The organism is Kitasatospora sp. NPDC088134 (genome assembly GCF_044741705.1).
GTDB lineage: Bacteria > Actinomycetota > Actinomycetes > Streptomycetales > Streptomycetaceae > Kitasatospora.
In genome coordinates this window covers 504,356-520,294 of the sequence record NZ_JBIUTD010000001.1, presented here as the reverse complement: position 1 = coordinate 520,294, position 15,939 = coordinate 504,356, and the positions used below count along the sequence as shown (strand labels likewise).

Genomic DNA, 15,939 nt, shown 5'->3' with positions numbered 1-15,939 from the left:
CACCACCGGTGAGCCCCAAGCAGGCCCCCGCCGCCGACGACCCGTACTTCCCCCGGCACGGTGACCCGCGCTACCGGGCCCACCGGTACGAGATCGCGCTGGACTACCGGCCCGGGCCGAACCGGCTGGCGGCCTCGGCCCGGATCGCCGCCATCGCGGGGGCCGAGCCGCTGCGCGAGTTCACCCTCGACCTGGCGGACTTCCGGATCGGCAAGGTGCTGGTCGACGGCAGGCCCGCGCACTACGCGCACCGCGAGGGCAAGCTGCGGATCAAGCCCGCCAAGGCCCCCGCCGCCGGGGCGGTGTTCACCTGCGAGGTGCACTGGTCCGGCAACCCGCGCCCGGTCCGCAGCCCCTGGGGCGGCCTCGGCTTCGAGGAGATCACCGACGGCGCGCTGGTCGCCTCCCAGCCGATCGGCGCCCCGTCCTGGTTCCCCTGCAACGACCGGCCCGCCGACAAGGCCGCCTACCAGCTGACGGTCACCACCGCCACGCCGTACGCGGTGGTCACCGGCGGCCGGCTGCTCAGCCGCACCACCCGGTCCTCCTCGACCACCTGGGTGTACGAGCAGCCCGCGCCGACCGCCTCCTACCTGGTCGGCCTGGTGATCGCCCCGCTGCGCCGGGTCCAGCTCGCCGAGCTCGCGCCCGGCAGCGTCCCGCAGACCGGCTGGGTGCCGCAGCCGCTGCAGGCCGCGTTCGAGTTCGACTTCGGCCGGCAGCCGCAGATGATGCGGATGTTCGAGGAGCTGTTCGGCCCGTACCCGTTCGACGGGTACACCGTCGCCGTGGTCGACGAGGACCTGGACGTGCCCGTCGAGGCGCAGGGCATGGCCACCTTCGGCCGCAACCACGTCGACGGGCGGCGCGGCTGGGAGCGGCTGGTCGCGCACGAGCTGGCCCACCAGTGGTTCGGCAACAGCGTCACGATCCGCGACTGGCGGCACATCTGGCTCAACGAGGGCCTGGCCAAGTACAGCGAGTGGCTGTGGTCCGAGCGCACCGGCGGCCCCACCGCCCAGCGCAAGGCCGCCGACGCTCACCTGCAGTTGCGCGGCCTGCCGCAGGACCTCACCATCGGCGACCCCGGCAAGCGCCACATGTTCGACGACCGGGTCTACGAGCGCGGCGGCCTGACCGTGCACGCGCTGCGCTGCGCGCTCGGCGACCCGGCGTTCTTCCGGCTGCTCCGGGACTGGCCCACCGCCTACCGGCACGGCGTCGTCACCACCGACGACTTCGCCGCGCACGCCGCCCGCTACACCGACCGCCCGCTCGGCCCGCTGCTCGACAGCTGGCTCCAGCACGGCGCGCTGCCCGCCCTCCCCGGCCACTGACCGACCCGGACCTGATGTACTGGCGGCAGGGTGCACCGGTGCCGGGGCCGCAACCCGGTCCGCCGCCGGTCGTCCGCCGGTCGTCGAAGTCTTCGGAGGAACGAGGAACATGAGCACGCACTACGACGTCGTCGTCCTGGGCGCCGGCCCCGGCGGCTACACCGCCGCCGTCCGCTCCGCCCAGCTCGGCCTGCGCACCGCCGTGGTCGAGGCCAAGTACTGGGGCGGCGTCTGCCTGAACGTCGGCTGCATCCCGTCCAAGGCGCTGCTGCGCAACGCCGAGCTGGCGCACACCGTGCTGAACGAGGCCGAGCTGTACGGCATCCAGGTCGACGGCAAGGTGTCCTTCGACTACGGCAAGGCGTTCAGCCGCTCCCGGCAGGTCGCCGACGGCCGGGTCAAGGGCGTCCACTACCTGATGAAGAAGAACGGCATCACCGAGTACGACGGCTGGGGCACCTTCGTCGACGACCACACCCTGCAGGTGAAGCTCACCGCGGGCGGCTTCGAGATGGTCACCTTCGACCACTGCGTGATCGCCGCGGGCGCCACCACCCGGCTGCTGCCCGGCACCTCGCTGAGCGAGCGGGTCGTCACCTACGAGGAGCAGATCCTCACCGAGCAACTGCCCGGCTCGATCGTCATCGCGGGCGCCGGCGCGATCGGCGTCGAGTTCGCGTACGTGCTGCACAACTACGGCGTCGACGTCACCATCGTCGAGTTCCTGGACCGGATGGTGCCGCTGGAGGACGCCGAGGTGTCCGCCGAACTCGCCAAGCAGTACCGCAAGCTGGGCATCAAGGTGCTGCTCGGCACCCGGGTCGACGCGATCGACGACTCCGACCCGAACAAGCCGGTGAAGGTCACCGTCACCCGGGACGGCAAGCAGGAGGTGCTGGAGACCGACAAGGTGCTGCAGGCGATCGGCTTCGTGCCGCGCGTGCAGGGCTACGGCCTGGAGACCACCGGCGTGCAGCTCACCGAACGCGGCGCGATCGCGGTGGACGGGCGCGGCCGCACCAGCGCCGGGCACATCTTCGCGATCGGCGACGTCACCGCCAAGCTGATGCTGGCGCACGCCGCCGAGGCGATGGCGGTGATCGCCGCCGAGACCATCGCCGGGGCCGAGACCATGGAGGTCGACTTCGTGATGGTCCCGCGCGCCACCTACTGCCAGCCGCAGGTCGCCTCCTTCGGGTACACCGAGGCGCAGGCCCGCGAGCAGGGCTACGCCGTCAAGGTGCAGAAGTTCCCGTTCACCGCGAACGGCAAGGCGCACGGCCTCGGCCAGCCGGTCGGCTTCGTCAAGGTGATCTGCGACGAGACCCACGGCGAACTGCTCGGCGCGCACCTGATCGGCCCCGAGGTCACCGAGCTGCTGCCGGAGCTGACGCTGGCCCAGCAGTGGGACCTGACGATCCACGAGGTCGGCCGCAACGTGCACGCCCACCCGACGCTGGGCGAGGCCGTCAAGGAGGCGATCCACGGCCTGGCCGGCCACATGATCAACATGTAGTCGGACCGGCACGCGGACCGGCGAGCGGCGAGCGGCGGCACGGCTGTCCGGGTGAGCGGCGCACCCCTCCCGGTGGGGGAGTGCGCCGCTCGCGGTATGTCTCCCGTCCCCGAGGACGCAGGAGCCCCGCCCGTGGACACCCCCTACCTGACCGTCGACGAGCGCACCGAGATCGGCCGCGCCGCCCGCAAGCACGCCCCCCGCTCCACCGCCGGGCACTGGCGGCCCGCCGCCGACCGGCCCGACCCGCTGGACGTGCTGCGTGCCCAGGCCGCCGGCCGGGTCCCCGAACTGGTGCCGATCCGCACCGGCCGGATGGCCGCCTCCCCGTTCGCCTTCCTGCGCGGCGCCGCCGCCGTGATGGCCGCCGACCTGGCCCCCTCGCCCGTCAGCGGCCTCACCGTCCAGCTCTGCGGTGACGCCCACCTGGTCAACTTCGGCCTGTTCGGCTCGCCCGAGCGCAGCCTGCTGTTCGACCTCAACGACTTCGACGAGACGCTGCCCGGCCCGTTCGAGTGGGACGTCCAGCGGCTCGCCGCCAGCCTCGCCGTCGCCGCCCGGGAGAACGGCGAGGGCCCGCAGGACGCCCACCGGGTGGTGCTGGCCGCCGTCCGCGCCTACCGCGAGCACGTCCGCGAACTCGCCGGCCTCGGCGAACTCGCCGTCTGGTACCGGCGGATCGAGGCCGACGACCTGCTCGACCGGCTCAAGGGCAAGCGCCGCCACCGGGTCGAGGCCCACCTCGCCGCCGCCCGCCGCCGCGACAGCCTGCAGGCCGCCGGGAAGCTCACCGAGACCACCGCCACCGGCCGCCGCCGGTTCAAGGACCAGCCCCCGCTGGTCGAGCACGTCGGTTTCGACGCCGACGAGGTCCGCGGCCTGCTCGCCGACTACCGGGCCACCCTCCCCGAGGAGCGCGGCCGCCTGCTCGACCGCTACAGCTACGTCGACTCCGCCCGCAAGGTGGTCGGCGTCGGCAGCGTCGGCACCCGCTGCTACGTCGTCCTGCTGCGCGGCCGGGACGCCGACGACCCGCTGATCCTCCAGGTCAAGGAGGCCCAGGCCTCCGTCCTGGAGCCTTACCTGGGCCCCAGTCGGTACCCGAACCACGGGCAGCGGGTGGTGGCCGGGCAGCTGCTCACCCAGGCCGCCGGCGACATCTTCCTGGGCTGGATGACCGGCCCGGCCGGCCGCCACTTCTACTGGCGCCAGCTGCGCGACATGAAGGGCTCCGCCGAGGTCGGCACCATGACCGCCGCCGCCCTGCACGCCTACGCCCGCCTCTGCGGCACCGCCCTGGCCCGCGCCCACGCCCGTTCCGGCGACCGGATCGCCATCGCCGCCTACCTCGGCCGCAACGACACCTTCGACCGCGCCGTCGCCGCCTTCGCCCACCACTACACCGCCCGCAACGCCGCCGACCACGCCCGCCTGACCGAGGCGATCGCCGCCGGCGAGATCCAGGCCGAAACGGCCTGACGGCCGGTCACGGGGCGCCGAGGAGCCTCCGGCGGCAGGGGCCCGGCCCGCCGGCCGCCGCGCGCCGCAGGCGCGTGCTCCCGCGGTCGTCGGCCCCCGCCGCCGCGCGCCGCAGGCGGCCGCCCCGGCCCGCGACTCTTCGGCCCCCGGCCGGGCCGGGTCGCAGCCAGGAAGGCGCGAGAAAAATTTCCTGACTTCTGCCAGTCTCCTGTCGATCCGCGTGCGCGCGGTTCGACCTAGGGGTGGAAGCGGGCCGGGAAGCGGCCCCCCGGAAGCACAGGAGACGGTGATGGCGAAGTACATGCTGATCATGCGGGCGTCGGACGAGACGCTGGCGAAGATGATGGAGACCCCGTTCGAGGAGATGCTGGAGACCGTCGGGCGCTTCAACGAGGAGCTGATCCGGGCGGGCGTGCTGATCGCCGCCGAGGGGCTGGACGACCCCGGGCAGGGCGTCGTGGTCGACTTCGCCGGCGAGACCCCGGTGGTCACCGACGGCCCCTACGGGGAGACGAAGGAGCTGTTCGGCGGCTTCTACCTGATCGACGTGGCCTCGAAGGAGGAGGCCGTCGAGTGGGCCAAGCGGCTCCCGGCGCTGCCCGGTTCGAAGTGCGAGGTGCGCCGCGTCCCGGGGATCGACGAGTTCCCGCAGGACAACGAGTGGATCGTCAAGGAGCGCGCCTGGCGCGAGCGGACCGGCCAGCTCTGATGCCCGCCCCCGAGGAGCACCCGGCGGCACCGGCGGACGCGGTCGCGGACGCTGCCCGCCGGGCCGTCGCCGCGGTCTGGCGGATCGAGTCCGCCCGGATCGTCGGCGCGCTGGCCCGCTGGACCGGCGACCTGGCGCTCGCCGAGGACGTCGCGCAGGAGGCCCTCGCCGAGGCGCTGGTCTCCTGGACCCGGGACGGCGAACCCGCCAACCCGGTCGGCTGGCTGCTGGCGACGGCCCGGCGGCGGGCCGTCGACGCCTTCCGCCGCCGCTCCGCGCGGGACGAGCGCTACGCGCTGCTGGCGCAGGGGTTGGAGGAGGGCGGGGCGGCGACCGGCGCCCCGCCCGGTTCCGGCGGGGCGGACGAGCTGCCCTGGGACCCGGACCGGATCGACGACGACGTGCTGGCGCTGATCTTCACCGCCTGCCACCCGGTGCTCGCCCCGGAGGCCCGGGTCGCGCTCACCCTGCGGGTGGTCGGCGGCCTGACCAGCGAGGAGATCGCCCGGGCCTTCCTGGTGCCGGTGCCCACCGTGCAGGCCCGGATCACCCGGGCGAAGAAGACCGTCGCGGCCGCGCACGTCCCGTTCGAGGTGCCGCCCACCGAGGAGCGCCGGGCCCGGCTGGCGGCGGTGCTCGGCGTGCTGTACGTGATCTTCACCGAGGGCGCGACCGCGACCTCCGGCCCCGACCTGCTCCGGCCCGACCTGGCCCGGGAGGCGGTCCGGCTGGCCCGGACGCTGACCGCGCTGCTGCCCGCCGAGCCCGAACCGCAGGGGCTGCTGGCGCTGATGGAGCTGACCGCCGCCCGGTTCCCGGCCCGGACCGGGCCGGACGGCGAGGCGGTCCTGCTGGAGGACCAGGACCGCCGCCGCTGGGACCGCTCCGCGATCCGCCGCGGCCTGGCCGCGCTCGGCCGCGCCGCGGCGGCCGGGCGCGGCCTCGGCCCCTACGGCCTGCAGGCGGCGATCGCGGCCTGCCACGCGACGGCGCCCTCGGTCGAGGAGACCGACTGGGAGCGGGTGGTGCTGCTCTACGAGGCGCTGGGCCGGGTCGCCCCGTCCCCGGTGGTCGAGCTCAACCGGGCCGTCGCGGTGGCGATGGCGGGCGAGCCGGCCGAGGCGCTGGCCCTGGTGGACGAGCTGGTCGCCACCGACCGGCTCCCCGGCTCGCACCTGGTCCCGACCGTCCGCGGCGAACTCCTGACCCGCCTGGGCCGCCCCGCCGAGGCCCGCGCCGAACTCGAACTCGCCGCCCGCCGCTGCCGCAACCCGCGCGAGCGCGCCGTCCTGCTCCGCAAGGCCACCGCGCTCGGCTGACGCACCGTCAACCCCTGGTGCGCAGGACCGGGCGGCCGGCCTCCAGGTGGGCGAAGAGACGGTCGCCGTGGACGCCCGGGGCGTCGAAGAAGCGCTCGTCCTGCTCGCCGTCGGCGCGCAGCAGCTCCGGGACCAGGACCTCGGCGGCGGTGCCCTCGGTGACCTCGTTCTCCAGTTCGGCCAGCGCGTAGGCGGGGGCGAGCACCGGGCCGGTCAGCGCGCCGCCGACCAGGTCGGGGAAGAAGCCGTTGGAGAGCACGGTGACGCCGGCCGCGAGGTCGCCGCCGATCATCACCAGCTTGTCCGTCATGTGGCCGACGAACGCCCCGGTCCGCACGCTGCCGCGGACCAGCAGCTTCGCGTCGCCGCCCAGGTGGACGGAGCCCGCGGTGAGGTCGCCGAGCACGACCAGGGCCGGGCAGCCGTCGTCGAGGTTGAGGACCGGGCCGGACACCGTCAGGTCGCCGTCGACGACCAGGCCGGTGCCGTACAGGTCCAGCGCGTCCAGGTCGAGTTCGCCGTCGACGGCCAGGCTGCCCGGGTGCACGTCGTAGGTCTCGTCGTACAGGTTCTCGTAGCTGGACTCCGGCAGGCCGCGGCGCTCGAACAGCGCCACGGACTCGTCCCAACTGTGGGACGTGGCAGTGAGGTTCATGGCCCGGAGCCTGCCACGGCGCACTGTCGGCCGGGCGGGCGGAACGGCGCCGCCGCCCCCGGGAGGAGCGGGGGCGGCGGCGCGGGGGTGTCACTCGGAGGCGGCGGGCCGGCCGATCGAGGTGGTGAGTTCGCCGTCCTGCGCGTCGACCACGATGGTGTCGCCGGGCTGGAGTTCGCCGGAGAGCAGCATGGTGGCGAGCCGGTTGTCCAGCTTGGTCTGGATGGTGCGGCGCAGCGGGCGGGCGCCGAACTCGGGCTGGTGGCCGTGCTCGACCAGCCACTTCTTGGCGGCCTCGGTGACGTCGAGCTCCAACCCCTGCGCCTTGACCCGGCGTTCGGAGTTGGCGAGCATCAGGTCGACGATCCGCAGCAGGTCGTCCTCGCCGAGGGCGTCGAAGACGATGATGTCGTCGATCCGGTTGAGGAACTCGGGCAGGAAGCGCCCGTGCAGCTCGTCCATCAGCCGGTCGCGGATCTCGTCGGTCTCGCCCTGGTGCGAGAGGATCAGCTGCGAGCCGATGTTGGAGGTCATGATGACCACGGTGTTGCGGAAGTCGACGGTGCGGCCCTGGCCGTCGGTGAGGCGGCCGTCGTCGAGGACCTGGAGCAGCGCGTTGAAGACGTCGGGGTGGGCCTTCTCGACCTCGTCGAAGAGCAGCACCGAGTAGGGGCGGCGGCGGACCGCCTCGGTGAGCTGCCCGGCCTCCTCGTAGCCGACGTATCCGGGCGGGGCGCCGACCAGGCGGGAGACGGTGTGCTTCTCCTGGAACTCGCTCATGTCGAAGCGGACCAGCCGGTCCTCGTCCCCGAAGATCAACTCGGCGAGGGCCTTGGCGAGTTCGGTCTTGCCGACGCCGGTGGGGCCGAGGAACAGGAAGGAGCCGACCGGGCGGTTCGGGTCGGCCATCCCGGCCCGGCTGCGGCGGACCGCCTCGGAGACCGCGACCACGGCCTTGTCCTGGCCGATCACCCGGGCGTGCAGCTCGTCCTCCAGCTTGAGCAGCCGGGCCTTCTCGTCCTCGGTGAGCTGGGCGACGGGGATGCCGGTGCGCCGGGACAGCACCTCGGCGATGTCGTCGACGGTGACCGAGACGACGCCCTCGCGGCGCTCCTCGATCTCGGCGGTCTGCGCCTCCAGGTCGGCGATCCGGCCCTTCAGCTCGGAGGCGCGGGCGAAGTCCTCGGCGGCGACCGCCTCGTCCTTCTCCCGGTGCAGCTTGGCGAGTTCGTCCTCGCGGCCGATCACCTCGGTGGAGCGGCCCAGGCCGCGCAGCCGGACCCGGGCGCCGGCCTGGTCCATCAGGTCGATCGCCTTGTCGGGCAGGAAGCGGTCGGAGACGTAGCGGTCGGAGAGGTCGGCGGCGGCCCGCAGCGCCTCGTCGGTGAAGCGAACCTGGTGGTGCGCCTCGTAGGAGTCGCGCAGGCCCTCCAGGATCTGCACGGTCTCCTCGACCGAGGGCTCCGGGATCAGCACCGGCTGGAAGCGGCGCTCCAGCGCCGGGTCCTTCTCGATGTGCTTGCGGTACTCGTCGACGGTGGTGGCGCCGATGACGTGCAGCTCGCCGCGGGCCAGCGCGGGCTTGAGCATGTTGCCGGCGTCCATCGCGCCCTCGCCGCCGGCGCCCGCGCCGACCACGGTGTGCAGTTCGTCGATGAACAGGACGGTGGAGTCGGCGGCCTCGCGGACCTCGTCGATGACCTTCTTCAGCCGCTCCTCGAACTCGCCGCGGTACTTGGAGCCGGCGACCAGGCCGGACAGGTCGAGCGAGATCACCCGGCGGTCCTTGAGGGTGCCGGGGACGTCGCCGGAGACGATCCGCTGGGCCAGGCCCTCGACGATCGCGGTCTTGCCGACGCCGGGTTCGCCGATCAGCACCGGGTTGTTCTTGGAGCGGCGGGAGAGGATCTCGACGGTCTGCTCGATCTCCTCGGCCCGGCCGACCACCGGGTCGAGCTTGCCGAGCTTGGCCTCCTCGGTCAGGTCGCGCCCATACTCGTCCAGGGTCGGGGTCTTGCTCTCCGGCTTGGCGGGGGCGCGCTCGCCGCGGGCGGCGGCCTCGGCGCCGCGCTGCAGGCGGGAGGCGTCGGCACCCTGGGCGCCGAGCAGCCGGCCGGCCGCCGAGTCGGGGTCGTCGAGCAGCGCGGCCAGGATGTGCTCGGGGCCGATGTAGGAGACGCCGGCGGCCTGCGAGCGGGCGTGCGCGCCGATCAGCACCCGCTTGGCGGCGGGGGTCAGGCCCGGGTCGGCGGACGGGTCGGCCTCGCCGGCGGGCAGCGCGCGCTCGATCGCGGCGGCCAGCTTGTCGGGGTCGGCGCCGGCCTGGGCGAGCAGCGAGCGGGCCGGGTCGACCCGGGTGGCGGCCCACAGCAGGTGCGGGGTGTCCAGGTCGATGCTGCCGTCCTCCTGGGCGCGCAGCTCGGCCCGGGCGATCAGGTCGCGGGCGGACTCGGTGAGCAACCGGCCGATCGGGACCCGCTGGACGGCGGGCGGCGCGGCGGCGGGATTGAGCCCGAAGAAGCGGTTCAGGAGTTCGGAGAAGGCGTCGTTGGAGCCGAGCGAGCCGAAGCCGGGCATGGTCATCGTGGTGGCACTCCCATGGGACGGACTGGGCAGCAGTCCTCAGCACTATGGCAATCCGGCATATCGTCGGCAAAGCGGGTGATCCGGACAGGTGGTGCCGGCTCGGACCGGGCCGATCGGCGCATTTCTCCCAGCGGGCTTCCAGGAACTTGGGACAGGCATTACCTGGACATGGGACGGTTGTGACCTGGAGTCCAGCGGGTACCCCGGGCCGACCGGCCCGGGGTACCCGCGCGCGCCACCGGAGGGGGAGCGAGGCCATGCCGACCACGGAACGTGCCGCCCGGCGACGCGGGATCGACGCCCTGCTGCGGCGCTCCCCGCTCCAGCCGGTCTTCCGGGCCCGCGCGGCCCGCCGGCTCGCCGTGCTCGCCTATCACGGCGTCGACGACCCGGCCGCGTTCCGCTGCCAGATGGAGCGCCTGGTGCGCACCGCCCGCCCGGTCGGGCTGGACGAGGTGGCCCGGGCCGCCGAGCACCGCCGCCCGCTGCCGCCGCGCAGCGTCCTGGTCACCTTCGACGACGGCGACCGCAGCGTGCTCACCGAGGCCCTGCCGGTGCTCGCCCGGCTCGGCATCCCCGCCGCCGCCTACGTGATCACCGACCTGGTCGACGGCGACGAACCCTACTGGTGGACCGAGGCCGCCCACCTGGTCGGGCACGGCGGCCGGGCCGCCGCCCTGCGCGGCCTCGGCCCGACCGCGGCCGTCCGCCGGATGAAGACCCTGCCCGACGGCGAACGGCAGCGCACCCTGGCCGAGTTGCGCGACACCGCCCGCCAACGGGCACCCCGGCAGCGGCAGTTGAGCCGCACCGAACTGCACGAGCTGCTCGACGGCGGTGTGGCGATCGGCAACCACACCGCCTCGCACCCCTGCCTGGACCGCTGCTCCGATCCCGAGGTCGACGACCAACTCGTCCGCGCCCACGAGCGGTTGGCGCAGTGGCTGGGCCGCCCGCCGAGCTCCTTCGCCTACCCGAACGGCAACTTCGACCCGCGCGCCGAGCGGGTGCTGCGCAGCCTCGGGTACCGTACGGGCTTCCTGTTCGACCACCGGCACACCGAGCTGGTCCCCGCCCACCGGCTGCGGATCAGCCGGCTGCGGGTCAACTCGCACACCGGCCCGGACCGCTTCGACACCATCCTGTCCGGGCTGCACCCGGCCGTGCACCGGCTGCGCGGCGGCCACTAGCGAGCAGAGGGGGCCGGGCCAGTGGACGGCGCACCGGAGATCCACCGCACACCCGAACTGGACGGCGAACTCGTCCACGACTGGCGGGAGTTGGTCGCCGAGGACCCGGACGGCTCGTGGTTCGCCGGGCCGGACTGGGTGCTCGCCTGGTGGCGCACCCTGGGCGCCGGGCTCGACGGCGAGATCGCGGTCTGGCGCGGCCCCGACGGCCGGGCCGAGGCGGTGCTGCCGCTGGCCGCCGTCCGGCAGCGGGCGCACCATCGGCTGCCCGTCGAGGTGCCGGTGCTCACCCTGCTCGGCACCGGGCCGGGCGCCGCCGACCACTGCGGGCCCGCCGTCCGGCCGCACCGGCGCGCCGAGGTGGCCGCCTGGCTGGACCGCCGGGCCCGCCGCAGCACGCTGTGGCTGCCCGGACTCGACCCCGGCCACGACTGGCTGCTGCCGCCCGGCGCCCGCCCCGTCACCCGCTCCGCCTGCCCGCGCGCCGACCTCGCCGACGGCCCCGATCGGCTCGGCTCGCGCGACTTCCGGGCCGCCAACCGGCGCGCCCACCGCCGACTGGCCGCCGCCGGGATCACCTTCCACTGGCTGCCGCCCGGCACCGCCGACCCGGCCCTGCTGGACGAGCTGCTGCGCCTGCACCGGCTGCGCCGGGAGGCCGCCGCGGGCGGCGTCAGCAGCTTCGGCGCCGACCGGTTGCCGCTGCACCGCCGCCTGCTGGAGACGGCCGCGCCCGGCCGCGGCCCGGCCTTCCAGCTGGCCCGGCGCGGCGACGAGGTGGTCGGCGCGCTGTACGGCTTCCGCTGGGCCGACCGGTTCGCCTACTACCAGATCGGCTGGGACGTGCGCTGGGCCGCCGACTCGCTCGGCACCGCGCTGATCGACGCGGCGCTGCGCTCCTGCGCCGCCGAGGGCGTCCGGACCTTCGACTTCCTGCGCGGCGACGAGCCCTACAAGTACCGGTTCGGCGCCGTGGACCGGACCGACACCGGCTGGCTGCGGCCGCACGGCCCGGGCGGGGCGCTGCTCGGCCTCAAGCACCGGCTCCGGAGCGCGGCCTGACGGCCGGTCAGTCGACCAGGCCGTCCAGGTACATCCACTCGCCGTGGTGCCGGACGAACCGGCTGTCCTCGGACATCGCGCCGGCCCGGCCGCCCTGGCGGAAGTGCGCGCGGAACTCGACCGCGCCGACGGTGTGGAACGGGCCGCCCTCGGTGGTGCCGAGGATCTCCAGCCGCTCCCAGCGCAGCGTGGGGTCGAAGTCCACCGTGGTGGGCCGGAAGTCGGGGTGCCAGGAGCGCAGCAGGTACGGCTCGTCGCGGACGGCGAAGGCGCTGTACCGGGAGCGCATCAGCTGCTCGGCGGTGGTCGCGGCGGCCTCGCCGCGGTGCAGTCGGCCGCAGCAGTCGGCGTAGCGGGCGGGCAGGCCGCAGGGGCAGTCCTGGGCGGCGGGCTGGGCGGGGGTGCGTCGGCGGGCCATCCCCCCATTATCGCCGCCGCCGGGGGGTGCCCGGCGCGGCGCCGGGGCATGGTACGGGGTGGCCGGGGCAGGATGGGGCGGGTGCCGTGCCGGAGACGGAGGCCGGCCGACGAAGGGGACAGCGGGATGAGCGACCACCACCACAACGTGCTGCTGCTGGGCTTCACCGACCCGGCGGACTGCCGCGCGGCCTACGAGAAGGCCAAGCACCTGCCGGGCCTGCGGCAGGTCGCGGTGGTCGAGCGCGACGCCGAGGGCGTCCTCGACTTCCCGGAGAGCCACGTGCGCGGCGCGGGCGTGCCGACCGTCGGCTCCGGCCTGGTCGGCGGCCTGGTCGGGCTGCTCGGCGGCCCGATCGGGGTGCTGCTGGGCTTCGCGGCCGGCGCGGCGCTCGGCAACGCCGCCGAGCAGAGCGAGCTGACCGAGGGCGGCGCGGGCCTGATCCTGCTCTCCTCCCGGGTCGAGGACGGGCGGGCCCTGCTGGTGGTCGACCTGGTCGAGCACGAGCACGGGCCGGCCGACGCGCTGGCCGCCGAGTACGGCGCCACCGTGGAGCGGCTGGCCGCCGAGGAGTTCGCCGCGCAGGTCCGCGCCGCCGAGAAGAAGGCCGAGCAGGACTGAGCGGGCCGCACTGCTGAAGGGCTGAGCGGGCCTCAGAAGTACGGCCGGTGGCCGTCCTTGAGCTTCTCCAGGTCGCGCCGGTCGCGCTTGGTCGGGCGGCCCGCCCCGCGCTCGCGCACCGCGACGCCGGCGGGCCGCTCCTCACGCGGCGGGGGCGGCGGGCTGTGGTCCTCGTAGCAGGTCTCGGCGACCGGCGCGCCGACCCGCTTGGCGATCGGCCGCACCACCTTGACGATCCGCTCCCGGCCCTCGATCCGGACCCGCACGTCGTCGCCCGGCTTCACGTGCTGCGCGGGCTTCGCGGCGGCCCCGTTCAGCTTGACGTGCCCGGCCCGGCAGGCCGCGCCCGCCGCCGAGCGGGTCCTGATCAGCCGGACCGCCCAGATCCAGCTGTCGATCCGCGCGCTCGCCTCGTCCGTCGCCATGGCCCCGACTGTAGTGCGTCGTCGCCGCGCCCCGGTTTTTGCAACTAGTTGCATCCCTCGATCGATGCGCCCTACCGTTGGGTAACAAATCCCGACCGGAGGCGTCGATGACTGCTGCGTACCCGCACCTGCTGGCCCCGCTCGACCTGGGCTTCACCACGCTGCCGAACCGCGTGGTGATGGGGTCCATGCACGTCGGCCTGGAGGAGGCCGAGCACGGCTTCGAGCGGATGGCGGCGTTCTACGCGGAGCGCGCCCGCGGCGGCGTCGGCCTGATCGTCACCGGCGGCATCGCGCCCGACGAGGCCGGGCGCCCGTGGTCCGGCGGCGCCAAGCTCACCACCGAGCAGGAGGCCGCCGAGCACCGGGTGATCACCGACGCGGTGCACGCCGAGGGCGGGAAGATCGCCCTGCAGATCCTGCACTTCGGGCGCTACGCCTACCACGAGGACCTGGTCGCGCCGTCCGCGCTGCAGGCCCCGATCAGCCCCTTCGTCCCGCACGAGCTGACGGCGGAGCAGATCGAGGCGACCGTCGAGTCCTTCGCCCGGTGCGCCGAGCTGGCCCGCTCCGCCGGGTACGACGGCGTGGAGATCATGGGCTCCGAGGGCTACCTGATCAACGAGTTCATCGCCGCGCAGACCAACCACCGCACCGACGAGTGGGGCGGCTCCTACGCCAACCGCACCCGCTTCCCGCTGGAGATCGTCCGCCGGGTCCGCGAGCGGGTCGGGCCGGACTTCATCCTGATCTACCGCCTCTCGATGCTCGACCTGGTCCCCGGCGGCTCCACCTTCGACGAGGTGGTCGAACTCGCCCGGCAGGTCGAGCGGGCCGGCGCCACGATCATCAACACCGGCATCGGCTGGCACGAGGCCCGGATCCCCACCATCGCCACCTCGGTGCCGCGCGGCGCCTTCGCCTGGGTGACCAAGAAGCTGATGGGCCAGGTCGGCATCCCGCTGGTCACCACCAACCGGATCAACACCCCCGAGGTCGCCGAGCAGCTGCTCGCCACCGGCCACGCCGACCTGGTCTCGCTGGCCCGCCCGATGCTGGCCGACCCCGCCTTCGTCAACAAGGCCGCGGCCGGCGCCCCCGAGTCCATCAACACCTGCATCGGCTGCAACCAGGCCTGCCTGGACCACACCTTCAGCGGGAAGGTCACCTCCTGCCTGGTCAACCCGCGGGCCTGCCACGAGACCGAACTCGTTCTCGCCCCCACCCGGTTGAGCAAGCGGATCGCCGTGGTCGGGGCCGGCCCCGCCGGACTCGCCTTCGCCGTCTCCGCCGCCGGCCGCGGCCACCGGGTCACCCTGTTCGACGCCGCCGCGGAGATCGGCGGGCAGCTGAACGTCGCCCGCAAGGTCCCCGGCAAGCAGGAGTTCGACGAGACGCTGCGCTACTACCGGCACGAACTCGCCCGCACCGGCGTCGAGTTGCGCCTCGGCACGGTCGCCGACGCGGACGCCCTGACCGGCTGGGACGAGGTGGTGCTGGCCACCGGCGTCACCCCGCGCACCCCGGAGATCGAGGGCGTCGACCACCCCAGCGTGCTCGGCTACCTGGACCTGCTGCGGGACGGCGCGAAGGCCGGCGACCGGGTCGCGGTGATCGGCGCGGGCGGCATCGGCTTCGACGTCGCCGAGTACCTCACCGACCCGGGCCCGGACGCCGACTTCCTGGCCCAGTGGGGCGTGGACGCCGCCCACACCGGCCCCGGCGGCCTGGCCGCGCCGGTCCGGGCCGCCGCCCCGCGCAGCGTCTACCTGCTCCAGCGCAAGGCCGGCAAGGTCGGCGCGGGCCTGGGGAAGACCACCGGCTGGATCCACCGCACCGAACTGCGGCACCGCGGCGTGGTGATGGTCCCCGGCGTCGAGTACCGCCGGATCGACGACGCCGGGCTGCACGTCACCGTCGGCGGCGAGGAGCAGGTGCTGCCCGTTGACACCGTGGTGCTCTGCGCGGGCCAGGAGCCCCGCCGCGACCTGGTCGAGGCACTGCGCGCGCGCGGCGTCGAACCGCACCTGATCGGCGGCGCCGACGTGGCCGCCGAGCTCGACGCCAAGCGCGCCATCGACCAGGGCACCCGGCTGGCCGCCGCGCTCTGACCGGCGGCCGTGCTCCTCCCGTCAGCGGATTCCGTTGTTCCGGGACAGGGCCGCGTTCAGCTCGTCGGCGACCCGGTGGGCGTAACTCCTGCCTTTCGACACGTGGGAGACGTTGCTCGGCTGGACGGCGGAGCACTTGATCGCGCGGCCGTCTGCGAGGTCGATCACGAGGCTCGCCTCGGTCCGGAAGCCCGTGATCTCGCGCCACGGGGCGAAGCGGCTGCTCAGGAGGTTCTTCACCTCCACCCCCTCGGGGGTGGAGCGGACCTTGATCCTGACCACTGCCACCCCGAAAGCGGCGAGCGCCACGTACAGGAGGATTTTGGCCACTGTCTCGAAGGTGAGCGACCGGGCCGCGGAGAGGTCGAGGCACGCGAGCAGGAATCCCACGGCGACCGCGGTGAGGCCGAGGAGCGAGTACGAAGGGTTCTTGTAGGTCTTCAACAGGGCCACCCATGGAGGATCGACATGATGCCGCCGGGCCTCGGACGCGAGGCCCGGCGGCGTGGTA

General features: G+C 74.3%; 14 protein-coding genes. 9 read left to right on the top strand and 5 right to left on the bottom strand.

The window, feature by feature from the left end:
* The first annotated feature begins 8 nt into the window (after window positions 1-8).
* The 5 genes from ACIOHG_RS02205 to ACIOHG_RS02185 all read left to right on the top strand — a co-directional run bounded on the left by ACIOHG_RS02205 (window position 9) and on the right by ACIOHG_RS02185 (window position 6,360).
* On the top strand, window positions 9-1,337 hold the full coding sequence (locus tag ACIOHG_RS02205) for a M1 family metallopeptidase (protein ID WP_400944314.1): 1,329 nt from the start codon (window positions 9-11) through the stop codon (window positions 1,335-1,337).
* Window positions 1,338-1,446: 109 nt separating this feature from the next.
* Window positions 1,447-2,853 (top strand): dihydrolipoyl dehydrogenase, encoded by a 1,407-nt coding sequence (gene lpdA, locus ACIOHG_RS02200; RefSeq protein ID WP_400944312.1) that lies wholly within the window; start codon window positions 1,447-1,449, stop codon window positions 2,851-2,853.
* Window positions 2,854-2,949: 96 nt separating this feature from the next.
* Window positions 2,950-4,332 (top strand): DUF2252 domain-containing protein, encoded by a 1,383-nt coding sequence (locus tag ACIOHG_RS02195; RefSeq protein WP_400944310.1) that lies wholly within the window; start codon window positions 2,950-2,952, stop codon window positions 4,330-4,332.
* A gap of 289 nt (window positions 4,333-4,621) precedes the next feature.
* Window positions 4,622-5,041, top strand: a complete 420-nt coding sequence (locus ACIOHG_RS02190; RefSeq protein ID WP_400944308.1) for a YciI family protein — start codon at window positions 4,622-4,624, stop codon at window positions 5,039-5,041.
* A complete protein-coding gene (locus ACIOHG_RS02185; RefSeq protein ID WP_400944306.1) occupies window positions 5,041-6,360 on the top strand; it encodes an RNA polymerase sigma factor in 1,320 nt (439 codons plus the stop codon). Before ACIOHG_RS02190 ends, ACIOHG_RS02185 begins: the two co-directional genes overlap by 1 nt.
* 7 nt (window positions 6,361-6,367) lie before the next feature.
* Here ACIOHG_RS02185 and ACIOHG_RS02180 read toward each other — a convergent pair whose 3' ends face one another.
* Entirely contained in the window at window positions 6,368-7,015 is a 648-nt protein-coding gene (locus ACIOHG_RS02180; protein WP_400944304.1) for a hypothetical protein, read from the bottom strand.
* 90 nt (window positions 7,016-7,105) lie between these two features.
* Window positions 7,106-9,598 carry an ATP-dependent Clp protease ATP-binding subunit gene (locus ACIOHG_RS02175; protein WP_400944302.1) on the bottom strand — a complete coding sequence of 831 codons (2,493 nt, stop codon included), beginning with the start codon at window positions 9,596-9,598 and terminating at the stop codon, window positions 7,106-7,108.
* Window positions 9,599-9,858: 260 nt separating this feature from the next.
* Between ACIOHG_RS02175 and ACIOHG_RS02170 the strand changes: the two genes are divergently transcribed.
* Window positions 9,859-10,791, top strand: coding sequence for a polysaccharide deacetylase family protein (locus ACIOHG_RS02170; protein WP_400944300.1), 933 nt, complete (start codon window positions 9,859-9,861; stop codon window positions 10,789-10,791).
* A gap of 21 nt (window positions 10,792-10,812) precedes the next feature.
* A complete protein-coding gene (locus ACIOHG_RS02165) occupies window positions 10,813-11,853 on the top strand; it encodes a GNAT family N-acetyltransferase (RefSeq protein WP_400944298.1) in 1,041 nt (346 codons plus the stop codon).
* Between the two features lie 7 nt (window positions 11,854-11,860).
* Here ACIOHG_RS02165 and ACIOHG_RS02160 read toward each other — a convergent pair whose 3' ends face one another.
* Window positions 11,861-12,271, bottom strand: a complete 411-nt coding sequence (locus tag ACIOHG_RS02160) for a YchJ family protein (RefSeq protein WP_400944296.1) — start codon at window positions 12,269-12,271, stop codon at window positions 11,861-11,863.
* A gap of 126 nt (window positions 12,272-12,397) precedes the next feature.
* Here ACIOHG_RS02160 and ACIOHG_RS02155 point away from each other — a divergent pair, with 126 nt between their 5' ends.
* Window positions 12,398-12,892, top strand: a complete 495-nt coding sequence (locus tag ACIOHG_RS02155; RefSeq protein WP_400944294.1) for a histidine kinase — start codon at window positions 12,398-12,400, stop codon at window positions 12,890-12,892.
* 32 nt (window positions 12,893-12,924) lie between these two features.
* On the opposite strand, the gene ACIOHG_RS02150 is transcribed toward ACIOHG_RS02155, so the two are convergent.
* Complete coding sequence (locus ACIOHG_RS02150) at window positions 12,925-13,317, bottom strand: RNA-binding S4 domain-containing protein (RefSeq protein ID WP_400944292.1); 393 nt, start codon at window positions 13,315-13,317, stop codon at window positions 12,925-12,927.
* Between the two features lie 107 nt (window positions 13,318-13,424).
* Here ACIOHG_RS02150 and ACIOHG_RS02145 point away from each other — a divergent pair, with 107 nt between their 5' ends.
* Window positions 13,425-15,428, top strand: coding sequence for an FAD-dependent oxidoreductase (locus tag ACIOHG_RS02145; protein WP_400944290.1), 2,004 nt, complete (start codon window positions 13,425-13,427; stop codon window positions 15,426-15,428).
* A 21-nt stretch (window positions 15,429-15,449) separates the two neighbouring features.
* Here ACIOHG_RS02145 and ACIOHG_RS02140 read toward each other — a convergent pair whose 3' ends face one another.
* Window positions 15,450-15,881 carry a PH domain-containing protein gene (locus ACIOHG_RS02140; RefSeq protein WP_400944288.1) on the bottom strand — a complete coding sequence of 144 codons (432 nt, stop codon included), beginning with the start codon at window positions 15,879-15,881 and terminating at the stop codon, window positions 15,450-15,452.
* Window positions 15,882-15,939: the final 58 nt, after the last annotated feature.

Coding starts and splice junctions, on each gene's coding strand:
- ACIOHG_RS02160 (WP_400944296.1), bottom strand. CDS start 12,271: ATGGCCCGCCGACGCACCCCCGCCCAGCCCGCCGCCCAGGACTGCCCC.
- ACIOHG_RS02145 (WP_400944290.1), top strand. CDS start 13,425: ATGACTGCTGCGTACCCGCACCTGCTGGCCCCGCTCGACCTGGGCTTC.
- lpdA (WP_400944312.1), top strand. CDS start 1,447: ATGAGCACGCACTACGACGTCGTCGTCCTGGGCGCCGGCCCCGGCGGC.
- ACIOHG_RS02170 (WP_400944300.1), top strand. CDS start 9,859: ATGCCGACCACGGAACGTGCCGCCCGGCGACGCGGGATCGACGCCCTG.
- ACIOHG_RS02150 (WP_400944292.1), bottom strand. CDS start 13,317: ATGGCGACGGACGAGGCGAGCGCGCGGATCGACAGCTGGATCTGGGCG.
- ACIOHG_RS02190 (WP_400944308.1), top strand. CDS start 4,622: ATGGCGAAGTACATGCTGATCATGCGGGCGTCGGACGAGACGCTGGCG.
- ACIOHG_RS02195 (WP_400944310.1), top strand. CDS start 2,950: ATGTCTCCCGTCCCCGAGGACGCAGGAGCCCCGCCCGTGGACACCCCC.
- ACIOHG_RS02180 (WP_400944304.1), bottom strand. CDS start 7,015: ATGAACCTCACTGCCACGTCCCACAGTTGGGACGAGTCCGTGGCGCTG.
- ACIOHG_RS02185 (WP_400944306.1), top strand. CDS start 5,041: ATGCCCGCCCCCGAGGAGCACCCGGCGGCACCGGCGGACGCGGTCGCG.
- ACIOHG_RS02155 (WP_400944294.1), top strand. CDS start 12,398: ATGAGCGACCACCACCACAACGTGCTGCTGCTGGGCTTCACCGACCCG.
- ACIOHG_RS02175 (WP_400944302.1), bottom strand. CDS start 9,598: ATGACCATGCCCGGCTTCGGCTCGCTCGGCTCCAACGACGCCTTCTCC.